The sequence below is a fragment of the Acidobacteriota bacterium genome (assembly GCA_012517875.1).
Lineage (GTDB): Bacteria > Acidobacteriota > JAAYUB01 > JAAYUB01 > JAAYUB01 > JAAYUB01.
Genome location: JAAYUB010000047.1, coordinates 18,621 through 32,427 on the forward strand (window position 1 = coordinate 18,621; position 13,807 = coordinate 32,427).

General features: G+C 67.1%; 10 protein-coding genes. 6 read left to right on the top strand and 4 right to left on the bottom strand.

Translation table 11 applies throughout. The features are described 5' to 3' along the window. The first annotated feature begins 93 nt into the window (after window positions 1-93). The 4 genes from GX414_05710 to mutM all read left to right on the top strand — a co-directional run bounded on the left by GX414_05710 (window position 94) and on the right by mutM (window position 4,753). Complete coding sequence (locus tag GX414_05710; GenBank protein NLI46587.1) at window positions 94-1,539, top strand: cation-efflux pump; 1,446 nt, start codon at window positions 94-96, stop codon at window positions 1,537-1,539. A gap of 48 nt (window positions 1,540-1,587) precedes the next feature. After that, window positions 1,588-1,995: a DUF1232 domain-containing protein gene (locus GX414_05715; protein NLI46588.1), complete on the top strand. Its 408-nt coding sequence runs from the start codon at window positions 1,588-1,590 to the stop codon at window positions 1,993-1,995. A 307-nt stretch (window positions 1,996-2,302) separates the two neighbouring features. Continuing rightward, complete coding sequence (locus GX414_05720; GenBank protein NLI46589.1) at window positions 2,303-3,940, top strand: S8 family serine peptidase; 1,638 nt, start codon at window positions 2,303-2,305, stop codon at window positions 3,938-3,940. A gap of 18 nt (window positions 3,941-3,958) precedes the next feature. Then, window positions 3,959-4,753, top strand: a complete 795-nt coding sequence (gene mutM / locus GX414_05725; GenBank protein NLI46590.1) for a bifunctional DNA-formamidopyrimidine glycosylase/DNA-(apurinic or apyrimidinic site) lyase — start codon at window positions 3,959-3,961, stop codon at window positions 4,751-4,753. 39 nt (window positions 4,754-4,792) lie between these two features. On the opposite strand, the gene GX414_05730 is transcribed toward mutM, so the two are convergent. Next, complete coding sequence (locus GX414_05730; protein ID NLI46591.1) at window positions 4,793-7,090, bottom strand: diguanylate cyclase; 2,298 nt, start codon at window positions 7,088-7,090, stop codon at window positions 4,793-4,795. Between the two features lie 281 nt (window positions 7,091-7,371). Here GX414_05730 and GX414_05735 point away from each other — a divergent pair, with 281 nt between their 5' ends. Further along, a complete protein-coding gene (locus tag GX414_05735) occupies window positions 7,372-8,874 on the top strand; it encodes a hypothetical protein (protein NLI46592.1) in 1,503 nt (500 codons plus the stop codon). 50 nt (window positions 8,875-8,924) lie between these two features. Beyond that, the gene (locus tag GX414_05740) at window positions 8,925-10,418 is read left to right on the top strand and encodes a DUF4070 domain-containing protein (protein NLI46593.1); all 1,494 of its coding nucleotides are present in this window, start codon (window positions 8,925-8,927) and stop codon (window positions 10,416-10,418) included. A 497-nt stretch (window positions 10,419-10,915) separates the two neighbouring features. Here the strand turns inward: GX414_05740 and GX414_05745 are convergent, their stop codons facing one another. The 3 genes from GX414_05745 to GX414_05755 form a co-directional block, all read right to left on the bottom strand. Then, entirely contained in the window at window positions 10,916-11,752 is an 837-nt protein-coding gene (locus GX414_05745) for a hypothetical protein (protein ID NLI46594.1), read from the bottom strand. A 16-nt stretch (window positions 11,753-11,768) separates the two neighbouring features. After that, the gene (locus tag GX414_05750; protein ID NLI46595.1) at window positions 11,769-12,494 is read right to left on the bottom strand and encodes a hypothetical protein; all 726 of its coding nucleotides are present in this window, start codon (window positions 12,492-12,494) and stop codon (window positions 11,769-11,771) included. Between the two features lie 397 nt (window positions 12,495-12,891). After that, the coding region (locus GX414_05755; protein ID NLI46596.1) for a hypothetical protein at window positions 12,892-13,807 on the bottom strand (916 nt) is incomplete at its 5' end.

The following is a 13,807-nucleotide window of genomic DNA, read 5'->3' on the forward strand; positions in this document are numbered from 1 at the left end:
GGCGCCGGCGAACCGTCCGTCAACAGCCGCCTTGCATTCCCCGTGGGCATCTCGTAAGATAAACGCCGTCCCATCTCATGAACCCCCATGGGAATGCAGTCGGGCGGAGTGACGCGGGTGGAATCCACGGATCTTCAGCGACAAGCGGCCAATCGCGAAAAGCGCCTCGTGGCCCTGAGCTCGGTGCTTGCGGCCGTCTTCCTCACCGGGATCAAGCTGGGCGTGGGCATCTGGACCAACAGCCTCGGCATCCTGTCGGAGGCGGCCCACTCGGGCCTGGACCTGGTGGCGGCGGCGGTAACGCTTTGGGCGGTCCGTGTGTCGGGCCATCCGGCCGACCGGGACCACACTTACGGCCACGGCAAGGTGGAGAACCTGTCGGCGCTGTTCGAGACACTGCTCCTGTTCCTGACCTGCGCCTGGATCATCTATGAGGCCTTCCGCCGGCTGTTCAGCCCGGAGCCGGTGGTGGTGGACGCCAGCGTCTGGGCGTTCCTGGTAGTCATCACGTCCATTGTCGTGGACGTGTCACGGTCCCGGGCCCTGCGGCGGGTGGCGGAAAAGTACGGGAGCCAGGCTCTGGAGGCCGACGCGCTCCATTTTTCCACCGACATCTACTCGTCGCTGGTGGTTCTGGTGGGCCTGGCCGGGGTGCGTGCCGCCGCCGCGTTCCACCTGCCGGTGCTCGAGAAGATGGATGCCCTGGCGGCACTCGGCGTGGCGGTGATCGTGGTGTGGGTGAGTTTCCAGCTCGGGCTGCGGTCGGTGCGCGACCTGCTGGACGCCGTGCCCCGCGACCTGCCCGAACGGATGACCGGCCTGATCCGGAGCGTGCCCGGCGTGGCGCGGGTGATCCAGTTGCGCGTGCGGCGGAGCGGGCCTGACCTGTTCGCCGACGTGACGGTGGCGGCTGCGTCGGGACTGCCGCTGGAGCGCGTCCATGCCATTGCCGACGCGGTGGAGACGGCGATCCGGGACGCCCATCCCCGGGCGGACGTCGTCGTCCACGTGGAACCCGACGCTGCGGGGACTGAGGGGATGGTGGCCGCGGTGCGCCTCCAAGCATCCCGTCTGGGCCTGGCCGCCCACGCGGTGCGGTTCTACGAGCGGGACGCCAGGCGGTCGGTGGAACTGCACCTGGAGGTGGACGAGGGGCTGAGCCTGGACGAGGCCCACGGCCAGGCCGACCGGTTCGAGCAGGCCCTGCGGCGGGAGCTGCCCGGAATCGCTGACGTGGTGACCCACCTGGAGCCGGTGGGCGACGGCTCGGCGGCCTGCCGGGCGGAGGCCATTCCCGCCGGCCGCATCCACGACGCGATCGCCGAGTTCCTGGCCGGCGAGGCCATCGCGGCGCAACCGCATGACCTGCAGGTCCAGCGGCTGGCTGATGGACTGTCGGTCTCGCTACACTGCGCCCTCGACCCAGGGACCGGCATCCGCGACGCCCACGACCTGACCGAGCGCATGGAGCGCTTCCTGAAGGCGCGCGTGTCCGGCGTGGCGCGGGTGGTTGTCCACACCGAGCCGCGGGACGCGTGAAACTTGCGGCAATTTGCGCTATCCTGACAGGCACAAGGAGGATGCGCCATGGCCCAAGACGACAACCAGCAGGCAGTGCCCCGGCCCCTGCAGCAGATGGCCGAGTCGTTCGACGACAGCGACCGCGAGTACATCGCCCGGAAGCTGCCGGGAAAACTGGCGCAACTCGAGCGGGCCCACCGCGACGTGGGCTACATCAACCGGCTGCTCCGCCGGGCGCGGCTCTTCTTCGACCTGCTGTTCGACAAGTCGTTCAAGACGAGCTGGAAGGTCTATGCCGTGAGTGGTGCGGCGCTGCTCTATTTCCTCAACCCGCTCGATATCATCCCGGACGTGATCATCGGGATCGGCTGGCTTGACGACGCCTACGTCCTGGGCTGGGTGATGAAGATCTACAACGACGAGATCGAGCGCTACATCGCCTTTCGCGGCCTGTCGGACCGCGAGTATCGGTGATCGGTTGCATCTCATTCACCATTAAGGCACACAATACACGAAGGATTTTTAGGGTCGGGGGATTGGACATCGGATCCCGGTTCCCGGTTCCTGGTTTCCAGGTCCGATGACCGCGTTAAGGGAACGAGCCTCTAGCCTCGAGTCTCGAGCCTCGATAATGATCGCGTGATCTTCAACTTTTTTCCGATCGGCATCATCTAACACCCCAGACAATGTTTGCTACCCATTTACGGCCGGTGACGCCTCCCGTCCACCGGCTTTTTTCTTCTGTTATAATCGGCCGAATGAACGAAGCGGGAGCACGCCCATGAACAGAATCCCGGCTGTGCTGGCCGCCGGCGCCTGCTGCGTGGCGTTCTGCGCCGGTGCGATCGGCGAGGCCGTCCCTGCGGACGACTGGCGGCACAAGGTGGATCCGGAGGTGGCGGCGCCGGGCGAGGCGCCGCGGGAGTTCCTGGTGGTACTGTCGGAGCAGGCCGACCTGTCCGGCTCCCGCCGGCTGGCCACCCACGCGCAGAAGACGGCGTGGGTGCATCGCCGGCTCCGCGAGACGGCGGCGCTCACCCAGGCCCCGGTGGTGGAAGCGCTCCGCGCCGCGGGAGCCGAGGTGCGGCCGTTCTGGATCGCCAATTTCATCTGGGCCCGCGGCGGTCACCACGCGGTGGCGGCGGCGGCCGCGCACCCCGACGTGGCGCTGGTCGAGGCCAATCCGCCGGCGGCGCCGGCGTTGCCGGTCCCGCAAGCGCGGCACACGGACAAGACCGTCGATATCCCGTGGGGGATCCTGAAGACGCGCGCACCCGAAGCGTGGGCGGCCGGCGCCCGCGGACAGGGCGCCGTTGTGGCGGGCGCCGACACCGGCTATGACTGGGATCACCCGGCGCTGATCCGCCAATACCGCGGCTGGGACGGCGCCGCCGCGACGCACGACCACAACTGGCACGACGCGGTGCACGCGGCGGGCAGCTCCTGCGGCGCCGACGCGCCCGAACCGTGTGACGACAACGGCCACGGCACCCACACCATGGGCACCATGGCGGGCGACGACGGCGCGGGCGCGGTGGTGGGCATGGCGCCGGCGGCCACCTGGATCGGTTGCCGGAACATGAACGCAGGCTGGGGGACGCCGGCCACCTACATGGAGTGTCTGCAGTGGTTCGTCGCCCCCACCGACGGGGCGGGGCAGGATCCCGATCCGGCCCGGGCGCCCCACGTGATCAACAACTCGTACAGCTGCACCGCGTCGGAGGGGTGCAGCGATCCGGCGGCGCTGCTGCTGGCGGTGGAAAACGTCCGCGCCGCGGGAATCTTCATGGCCGTGTCGGCGGGCAACTCGGGCCCGGCCTGCGGCTCGGTGTATGATCCGCCGGCCATTTACGACGCGGTGTTCACCGTGGGATCCGCCGACGGCGACGACGTGGCCGCCTCATCCAGCAGCCGGGGGCCGGTGACCCGCGACGACAGCAACCGGCTCAAGCCCGACATCGCCGCGCCCGGCGTCAGCGTTACGTCGTGCCTGCCGGGCGCCGGGTACGGGGTGATGTCCGGCACCAGCATGGCGGCCCCCCACGTGGCGGGGCTCGTGGCGCTGGTGATCAGCGCCAACCCCGACACCGCCGGCGACGTGGACTGGCTGGAGGCGCTCATCGCCCGGTCGGCCGTGGGTCTGATCAACGCGCAGGACTGCGAGGGATTTTCCGGGGGGGACATCCCCAACGCGATTTACGGCCATGGGCGGATCGACGCTCTGGCGGCGGTGGTCGCCGCCCGCTCCGACCTGGACCGCGACGGCCGGCTGACGGCGGCCGATCCGCCGTTGCTCGCCCGCTCGCTGGCGGGCAACCCCACGACGCCGGCCGCGGGTCGCAGCTCCGGTGATCGGGACGGCGACGGCCGCCCCACCGTGGCCGACCTGCTCCGGCTGCGGCTCGACCTGGCGAAGTAGCGACGGCGAGGAGGCGCGATGCCGGAGCTGCCCGAAGTGGAAACCGTGGTCCGCGGCCTGCAGGGGGCCGTGGCGGGCCGCGTCATCACCGGAGTCACGGTCCGTTGGCCCCGGGCGGTCCGGCCGTCGGCCGCGGCGGTGGCGCGCGGCTTGCCGGGCCGGCGGGTGACGGCGCTGTCCCGCCGCGGCAAGTACCTCATCTTCCACCTGGACCGCGGCGCCCTGCTGATCCATCTCAAGATGAGCGGCAACCTGCAGGTGGTCCCCGCCGGCGAGTGCCGCAGCCGGCACGCGCACACCGTGTTCGCCCTGGACAACGGATGCGAGCTCCGGTTCGAGGACCCGCGCAAGTTCGGCCGCGTCTACCTCGCGGACGATCCCGTCGAGGTGGTGGGGCGGCTGGGCCCGGAGCCGCTGCCGGCCACCTTTTCCGCCGGCGATTTCCGCGCCCTGTTCCGCGGCCGGCGGGGCCGCCTCAAGCCGTTGCTGCTGAACCAGGAGTTCATCGCCGGGATCGGCAACATCTACGCCGACGAGAGCTGTTTCGGCGCGCGGCTCGATCCCCGGCGCCGGGTGGAAACCCTGGGCGACGCCGAGCTGGGCCGTCTCTACCGCTCCATCCGCCGGGCCCTGCGTCGGGGGATCATGCTGGGCGGCGCCAGCCTCGACCATGTCTTCCGGGGCGGCCGCTTTCAGGACGAGTTCCGGGTGTACGGCCGCACCGGCCAGCCGTGTCCCGCCTGCGGTGCGACCATCCGCCGCGTGGTGCTCGGGGGGCGCTCCACACACTTCTGTCCCCGCTGCCAGCGGTGAGCCGGCGGTCGGTTCATAGGACCGATCAGAGTGAATGGCTCAGTCGGTGCTTGTGACGGGGTACGTCTCGATGCGGTTGCGGCCGCGGGCCTTGGCCGCCATCAGCGCCTCGTCAGCCTGTTGCACCAGCTGGTCGAGGGCGCCCTGCTCGTCGCCGCTCTCCAGCGACAGCGTGGCGATGCCGATGGAGATCGTCACCCGGAAGGGCGTGCCGTCCGGAGACTGGCACACCATCGCTTCGATGACCCCGCGGATCCGTTCAGCGACCTCGGTGGCGCTGCGGAGGTCGGTCTCGGGCAGGATCAGCAGGAACTCTTCGCCGCCGTACCGGCCGACGAAGTCGGTGCCCCGGAGCGCCCCGGTGAGGACCTGGGCCACGCGCTTGAGGGTGATGTCCCCGGTGGGATGGCCGAAGTTGTCGTTGACCAACTTGAAGAAATCCATGTCGGCCATGCCCACGGCCAGCGGCCGGCCGTACCGGGTGGCGCGCCGGATCTCCTGCGCCAGCCGCTCGAAGACCGCCTCCCGCCGCAGCATGCCGGTGAGGCTGTCATAGGTGGCCGATTCGTAGAGCCGGGCGTTTTCGAATACCATCCCCACGTGGCGGGCCAGGAAGCTCAGCATATCCACCTGCTCGGCCCGGAACTGCTGGCCGCTCCGCTTCCGGCCCACGAGCAGGAGGCCGCTCAGCGCCTGGGCGCCGAAGAGCGGCACGACGATGGCGGTGCCGTAATGCTCCAGCAGGCCGGCCAGGCGCGTCTCCTTGGCCGTGATGCGCTCCACGGGGAGCGGCCGCTGAATTTTGCTCAACAGCTCGATGCCCGGATCCTGCCGGCTGATGATGAGCGGGTCACCGGCGGGGATGGGCTCGTCGGCGTGCACCACGGCCGCAAGCGGCGACAGGATGCCGGTGGCCGGGTCCAGCGAGAGCACGGCGGCCGACCGGAGCTCGAAGATTTCCTGAAGCTGGGCCACCAGGTGGCGGCCCATCCGGGGCACCTTGCCGTGGGCCGGGAGCTGGCTGGCCAGGTCCAGCAGTTGCTGGCGGAAGGCCCGCTGCTCGGGGAAGAACCGCGCGTCCACCATGTGCTGGAACACCTCGCGCAGCGGCTGGAACACCAGGCCCAGCACCAGGGCCGTGCCTGCGAACAGCCAGATGGATGACGTGCCGCCGGGCAGGAGGCGGGTGAGCAGGAAGCTGCCGGCGCCCAGCGAACCGTAGAAGATCAGCACCAGCGCGCCGGTGAGGGCGGAGTACATGAGCCCCTTGCGCACCACCACCTGGATGTCGAACAGCTGGTAGCGGTACATGGCGATGAAAATCGCCACTGGGAAGGGGAAGACGATGAGCGGCCAGTACGTTTCCAGCCACTCCGGCAGGGGTAGGCCGAACAGACCTGATGTCGACGTGTAGAGCGCATAGAGCAGCCAGGGCGAGGTGCCGAGCAGGACCAGCAGCGCCTGGTGGCGACCCAGCGGCGTCGGATACCGGATCGCCTGGGTGCCGAGGAGGAGCAACAGCGACAGCGCCCAGACAGGGAACAGGTAGTAATCGATGATGTAACCGCCGAACGGCAGCGCCCCGAGGAACGACTGCCAGCCCAGCACAAAATTCAGAATGGTCAGGGCGGCATAGACACCGAGGCCGATTCCGACCACGTAGAACAGGCGGATCAGCCACGGGCGCCTGGCTATCCACGGGTGGACGTCGGGGATGGAGCTGGCCAAATGCAGTTCGGTGGCGAACTGGAGGCCGGTGAACAGGTAGAACAGGACGCCGGTGGCCAGTTCCACCATGGGGCTGCCGATGAGGCTGAACGGCGGGAGGGCGAATTCGAAGGCAATGGCCGCGGTGAACATGAACAGGAGCAACTTGCGGGTGTCCGGCGGCGGAAGCAGGAACGCCAGGATGCCGATGCCGAGGTACGCCAGCACGATGGCCAGGCTCTCGATGAACTCTCCCCAGGGAAACTCGACGCCCGGCCGGATGGTGAACGTCAGTGTCTCGTCGCCCCGACGGACCTGCAGCTGGGCGGGCTGACCCGCTTGGTATCCGGCGGCGGCGCGGTCGTACTCGGAGTTGCTGCTCACAGGCTGGCCGTTGACGGCGACGATTTGGTCGCCCACGAGCAGACCGCCCCGCTCGGCGGGCAGGCCGGGAGTCACGCCCGTGATGCGCAACTTGTTCTCGATCAGGATGCCCACCGTGTGGTCGGCGCGAAACTTGCGGCCCCACCACTGACTGAACACCAGCAGGGTGGCGAAGGCGGTGACCAGGATCACCGCGGTGATGCGCAGCTTATGGGCGGTGGCCTTGCCGTCTCGTTCCATGGACATCCGGTTCAGCACCCCGACCGGCGAAAAATCTTCGCGTCGGTGCAGATTTCAATCTGAGTATCCGACGACTATTGTATGATTAAAACCATAGACGACAATAACTATCTGCTGGATTTGTGCCGCCGGTCACAAAGTCGCCGTCACTCCGGTGCAGCGGTCCGGATCGGCTTGAGTTGGCAGCCGGCCTGCAGGGCAGGCGGCGGCATGGGGTTTGAATCCCTTTACCCCTCAGTGTCGTTGTGTCACAATGAACACAGCGCAATTCCCCAGGAGGCATTCCGATGATCGACCGGCGGGATTTCATGCGAGCGGCCGGTCTGGCCGCGGCCGGCTGCCTGCTTCCGGGTGCTGCGACCCGTGTCCTGGGCGCGCCCGCGCGGCCGGTGGCCCCGCCGGCCCCGTGGACGCCGGTCCGCGTGCGGGGCGTCGTGCGGGTGGGCGGCGTCGGGCGGGCGGGCGTCGCCGTGACCGACGGCCTCACCGTCGCCGCCACCGGGGCGGACGGCGCCTTCGAGCTGATCACCACCTCGCGCCGGCCGCATGTCTACCTGTCGCTGCCGGCCGATGCCGACTTCGGCGCCCCCGTCGGCGGGCCGGTGCGCTTCCACCAGCGCCTGCATCCCAACGCGGCCGGCGAGGCCGCGGCGGCCTTCGAACTGGCCCCGGCGGGGGTCAACAGCGAACGGCACGCCTTCTTCCTGCTGGCCGACCCCCAGGTGCAGACGCCGGCCGAGGTCCGCCTGTTTCAGACCGAGACGGTCACGGACCTCAAGGCGTCGGCCGCGCGGCTGGGCGGCCAGCCGCTGTTCGGCGTCTCGGCGGGGGATCTCGTGTACGACCACCCGGAACTCCTGGCCGGATACACGGCCGCGGTGACGGCGACGGGTCTCCCGTTCTTCCAGGTGTTGGGCAACCACGACGTGGCTCCGGACGCCCGCACCGACGGCCGATCCGCCGGCCCGTTCCTGCGGGCGTTCGGTCCGGCCCACTATTCGTTCAACCGCGGTGCGGTGCACTACGTGGTGCTGGATGACATCCACTGGTTCGGCGGCTACATCGGCTACCTGGACCAGTCCCAGCTGGAGTGGTTGGCCGGGGATCTGGCCCTGGTGGAGCCCGGCCGAACGGTGGTGGTGTTTGTGCACATCCCGCCCTACAACGAGCAACATGTCCGGCACGGCCGCGAGAAGCCGAACCTGGCGGAAGTGGTGGGGAACCGGGAGGCTCTGTACGAAATCCTCGCGCCATACCGCGCCTACGCGCTGTGCGGGCACATGCACGAATGCGAGTACCTGCGCGACGGCGGGGTCGACATCCACATCGGGGGCGCGGTCTGCGGCGCCTGGTGGACGGGGCCGGTCTGCCCCGACGGCACCCCGCGGGGGTACACGGTGTACGAGGTCAGGGGCGTCGAGCTGACCCGGCGCTACCAGTCGGTGGGCCAGCCGCCCGACCACCAGCTGCGCGTCTATCCGGCGGGCAGCGATCCCGAGGCGCCCGACGAAATCGTGGCCAACGTCTGGGGCGCCGACGGCAGCTGGCGGATCATCGCCTACGCCGACGGGTTGCGTGCCGGCGAGATGACGCGCCGGACCGGCTGCGACCCGTTGGCGGTGGAACTCTACATGGGGGACGATCGCCCGGCCAAGCACCCGTGGGTGGAGCCCACCCGGACCGACCACCTGTTCTACTTCAAGCCCCCGGCAGGCTCGCGCCGGGTGGTCGTGGAAGCCACGGATCCGTGGGGCCGGATCTACACGGCGTCCGTGCCGATGAACGGCTGAAGCGCGCCCGCCGCCGGATACGCGCGGCGGGGGTTGCGCAAGGAGCGGTTATGAACATCCTGCTGGTTTATCCGAAATATCCCGACACGTTCTGGAGTTTCCGGCACGTGCTCAAGTTCGTGAAGAAGCGGGCGGCGTTCCCGCCGCTGGGCCTGCTCACGGTGAGCGCCATGCTGCCGCCGGAGTGGGAGCGGCGGCTGGCGGACCTGAACGTGGCCGAGCTGACGGACGAGCAGCTGGACTGGGCCGACCTGGTCTTCGTGAGCGCCATGCTGGTGCAGGGCGACAGCGCCCGCGAGGTCATCGCGCGGTGCCGCCGGCGCGGCAAGCGGGTGGTCGCCGGCGGCCCGGCCTTTACCACCAGCCACGCGGCGTTCGACGGCGTGGACCACTTCGTGCTGGGCGAGGCGGAACAGACCCTGCCGGCATTCCTGCGGGACCTGGCCGCCGGCAATCCGCAGCCGCTTTACACCGCCGAGGGGTGGCCCGACATCATGATGACACCGGCGCCCGACTGGCGGCTGCTGGATTTCCGGCACTATGCCACCATGGCGGTGCAATACTCCCGCGGCTGCCCGTTCGACTGCGAGTTCTGCGACATCATCGTCATGAACGGCCGTGTTCCCCGGACCAAGACGCCGGCCCAAGTGCTGGGCGAACTGGACGCGCTGTACGCCGCCGGCGGCCGCGGTGCCTTGTTCTTTGTGGACGACAACTTCATCGGCAACAAAACCCGGGTCAAGGAACTGCTGCCGGAGATCATCCGCTGGCAGAAGGCCCACCGCTACCCGTTCCGGCTCTTCACCGAGGCCAGCCTGAACCTGGCGGACGATCCGGAGCTCCTCAGCCTGATGAGCGCGGCGAACTTCTTCCGCGTGTTTCTGGGCATCGAAACGCCCTGTGCCGACAGCCTGCGCGAGTGCGGCAAGATGCACAACGTGGGGCGGAACATGGGCGAGAGCGTCCGGATCATCCAGCAGCACGGCCTCCAGGTGATGGGCGGCTTCATCGTGGGCTTCGACCACGACCCCGACACCATCTTCGAGAGCCAGATCCGGTTCATCCAGCAGGTGGGCATCGTCACGGCCATGGTGAGCGTGCTCACGGCGCTGCCCCAGACGCGCCTCTGGCACCGGCTCAAGGCCGAGGGACGCCTGCTCAGCGCTGCCAGCGGCGAAAACACCGACGGCAGCCTGAACTTCGTCCCGCGGATGGACCGCGAGCGCCTGCTGGAAGGCTACCGGCGCATCATCACGACACTGTACGCGCCGCGGAACTACTACCGCCGGATCCACACCTTTCTCAAGACGTATCGCCCGACGGTGCGGGGAAAGCCATCCTGGACCGACTTCAAGGCCCTGTTCCGGAGCATGTGGCGCATCGGCGTGTTTTCCCGGAGCTGCCTGCTGTACTGGCGGCTGATCATCGGGACCGCGCTCACCCGCTTTCGCGCCTTTCCCATCGCGGTGGAGATGGCCATCTACGGCCTGCACTTCCAGCGGGTGGCCCGCCGCACCGCCCGTCCCCCCTCGACGCGCGTTTGATCCGATTCGATTACAGCGTGAACCGGCGCGGCGGCGAAACGGCGAACCGGCGATCCGGCGCAGCTCTGGTTTTCCGCGGGACGCGGACGTCGGGGGCTTGCAGTGAGAAGTGAACAGTAAACAGTGAACCGTGAACAGTGAACCGTGAGGCGAAGGGATCAGGAACCGACTGGGGCAACGATCCCACAATCCTGCCGGCGCGCTCCGCGCAAATCCAGAGCGGCGTCATGCCGCCGCACTCCAGACCGCCGAGCCGCCTGTTTGGAGTGCGCCGACAGGTCTGCGCTTTGGATTCCCGCGGAGCAAAGCGGTGATGAATCAAAGCGGTTGCACAGAGAGGGAGAGGGGGGCAACACTGTGAGATTAAGCAATCCGGATTGGTTTCGCTGGATTTAATCAATTGGATCCGAAAGTCCTTCGGAGTGGAACGCATAAAATATAAAAACCGCCGGACTCTGCCGGCGGATGAATCAATCCAGTTAACAGGTAAACCGATTTCACCAACAGCCAAGATAAGTCGTGATCATGCTGACAATAACGGGTCGGTCGTTGACGTACACATAGTCAATCTCGACCCGATACATCGGAGTGCAAGGAATACCGCTGCCACCCGTCCCGCCTCCGCCGCCAGAACCTCCAGACTCATAATACGGAGAAGATGTCGACGACAGCGCGTTGTTATCACAAGGCTGGGGAGATGAGGCTATGTTTCCGAAGAGATCGTTGGTGTCACATATCGCATTCATGACGGAGGCTCCGTCCTGTTGATCGCAAGGGCCTCCCGGAGGAACAGCTACGTCGTTCAAGCCCATGGTGTGACCGATTTCGTGTAGGGCGATCTTGTAATACACATCCTCCGCACCCAGGTTGAACGGATCAAACATCGGAGTGGTCCCATCGCCGAAGAAAGCATCGGGGTAGAATGTGACAACGGCGGAATTCAGGGGCTTTCTGTTGTCCGGTAACGGCGTCCAAGTCCAATAGGTGATCTGAGCCGCGATCCCATCAATCGATGAGTTCCCGAATTGAAAGGAAAGGGTGCGTGCTCCAGTGGGCCCTAATCCCGGGACAAAGTGAACGCCGGAACCATTCACATTGTTGGCCGCGTTCCAAGCATTGACGGCGGATTGAATCTGCGCCTGTGCATTCGGATCCGGAATCGTCGACAGATCATAATAAACGGTTGAATTCTTCGGCCAGGCCTGATGGCCGCTACTGGTGGTCGGGCATTGGGAATACATGAATCCCAGAGGAATCAGGAGGCCCATCGTCAGGAACCACCCGATGCGAACGGTAAAGGCATTAGGGGAAAGTAAGGGAAACTGACGAATCATCGGCTCCCCTCCCTTCTCACCGGGCCCCACGGAGGACAGCGGAGCGGATCTCGCCAAGGAAGCACAACTCGTCCATCGTCGGGATGTTGGTGGACTCAGTAGTTAGGGCGGAGGCTCTGCCGTCCTGCAGGTCGTAGGTTGCCACGCTGCCCAGAGCCTGATATGAGCCGGTCTTGACGATGTATCGCAAGAAGAGGACGTACCGCGACCCTTTCTGGAGGAGCGGGAATGCTTCGTCCACGGCTTCCACGACCCGATCATCGATCCGGATCAGGCCGCCGGGCCGGCTGACGGTCAGGGCGGTCTTTCTCTTAATCGGATCGGCGGGATTGTCCTTGAGGATTTCCTGGGGCGTCAGCGAGTAGTTGGTAAAAATGAAATCCCCGGTGTCCGTCAGCAGGGAGGTCTTGTCTTGAACGATTCCCACCACCACCGCATCGGCGCTCCGGATGAGCTCCCGAATCGCCTCATGCTGGCTTTTAACAGGCTGATCCGGCAATCCGCCTGGCAGGCCAGTGTTCCGGCCGAAGCAGATGTATTCTCCCTCCTGGGAGGAGAGCAGGTCCCGCACGGTCGGGCCGCCGCTGTAGTGCCGGTACAGCCGGCTGTCGCCCTGCTGCTGCGCGGTCATCTGGATAGCCTGGACCGGCGTCGCTTCGGCTTTGGCACGCTCGATGGCGAGTTTTTGGAGCTCTTCCCCGGAGACGGTTCGTTTCTCCCGGTGAACCTGCTGTGCCTCCACGCAAGATGTGCATCCCACAACTGCCAGAATCAGAGAGATGATAAAAAAGATAAATGTACGTGAAATCACTGCATCTCCTTTCCACAGAAATTTGACCGTAACATTTTAATTGGACATCTCCGCGGAAATCCACTTGTTTTTGTTTGGACTGGACAAGACTGGAGAATGCCCACTGGAGAGGGGCATCATGATCAATCCCCCGGCCCCAACCTGAAGGAATGGATGAAGAGCGCCTAGATGTGTTGGAACCGCTTCTTGAACGTAAGCCGGTTGTGGGGCGGATTCACCGTCCAGTGGCGGGTCTGATTTTCATCAGAGTATTTATCTTGCTTCCGATCGCCGGCTCGCCGGTTCGCCCATTCGCCGGCTCGTCAAGGAGCGGAGCGATGCCGTCGCATCACGACCCGCCGGGCCACACGGCGCGGCCGTCGGGGGCCCGCCGGCGCACCACCAGCTTCGGCCAGCGGGGCGGGTAGGGCCGGCCGTACTCGCTCCAGAAGCGCAGCTCCATGGCGCGGCGGGGGCAGACGTTGATGCAGCCGAGGCAGAGGGTGCAGGTGCCCCGGGCCCGGGGGCGGCCATCCTTCAGGTAGAGGCGTTGCGCCGGGCAGAAGGCGACGCAGATCCCGCAGCCGTTGCAGCGGCGACGCCAGGCGTAGTTGCGGTACAGGGGGGTGTCCACCCATTTGTTGTCGATGAGGATGCCGCCGATGAAAAGCGGCAGGGGCCAGATCAGAAACGGATATCCGGCCGGCTCGTCCCGGCCGAAGGCGGCGCCGTGCGCCCGGACGGCGGCCGCGTCGGTGGGCAGCGGCACGAGGCGGTCCAGGAAGCGCCACAGGGCGCGCGGCCCCCACCGGAAGGTCGCCACGTTGAGGGGGTAGACGCCCCACGACCGCCCGACGGGGCGCCAGCCCTTGCACCGCAGGATGAGCCACAGCAGCAGGTGGGCGTTTTCGGGGCCGCCGGCGGCGCTGTAAAGCACGTACGCCGGCCGTCCGCCGCCCCGGGGCAGGTCCCGGAGCAGCCAGGCCAGCATGGGCCAGGGCGGCTTGAAGCCGTAGATGGGAAAAGCGACCACCAGCGCATCGCCCGTCAGCTCCGCCCGGAAGTCGCGGTAGTAGTGAAAGCGGTGGACCGTCACCCGTGCGCCGGTTGACTGTACCCCGTCAACGAATTGCTGCGTCAGGTGCATGGTGTTGCCCGACGCCGAGTTCACGACCACGTCCACGGCGTGGGGCGGGGTGCGCGCTCCGGCGGTCAGGTTCAGCGCGGCGAGGGCCAGGGTGAGCGCGGTGGCCGCGACCACGGCC

Excerpts from the sequence above, each read along its gene's own strand:
- GX414_05730 (NLI46591.1), bottom strand. The coding sequence starts at position 7,090 with ATGTCCATGGAACGAGACGGCAAGGCCACCGCCCATAAGCTGCGCATC.
- GX414_05710 (NLI46587.1), top strand. The coding sequence starts at position 94 with ATGCAGTCGGGCGGAGTGACGCGGGTGGAATCCACGGATCTTCAGCGA.
- GX414_05720 (NLI46589.1), top strand. The coding sequence starts at position 2,303 with ATGAACAGAATCCCGGCTGTGCTGGCCGCCGGCGCCTGCTGCGTGGCG.
- GX414_05735 (NLI46592.1), top strand. The coding sequence starts at position 7,372 with ATGATCGACCGGCGGGATTTCATGCGAGCGGCCGGTCTGGCCGCGGCC.
- mutM (NLI46590.1), top strand. The coding sequence starts at position 3,959 with ATGCCGGAGCTGCCCGAAGTGGAAACCGTGGTCCGCGGCCTGCAGGGG.
- GX414_05740 (NLI46593.1), top strand. The coding sequence starts at position 8,925 with ATGAACATCCTGCTGGTTTATCCGAAATATCCCGACACGTTCTGGAGT.
- GX414_05745 (NLI46594.1), bottom strand. The coding sequence starts at position 11,752 with ATGATTCGTCAGTTTCCCTTACTTTCCCCTAATGCCTTTACCGTTCGC.
- GX414_05715 (NLI46588.1), top strand. The coding sequence starts at position 1,588 with ATGGCCCAAGACGACAACCAGCAGGCAGTGCCCCGGCCCCTGCAGCAG.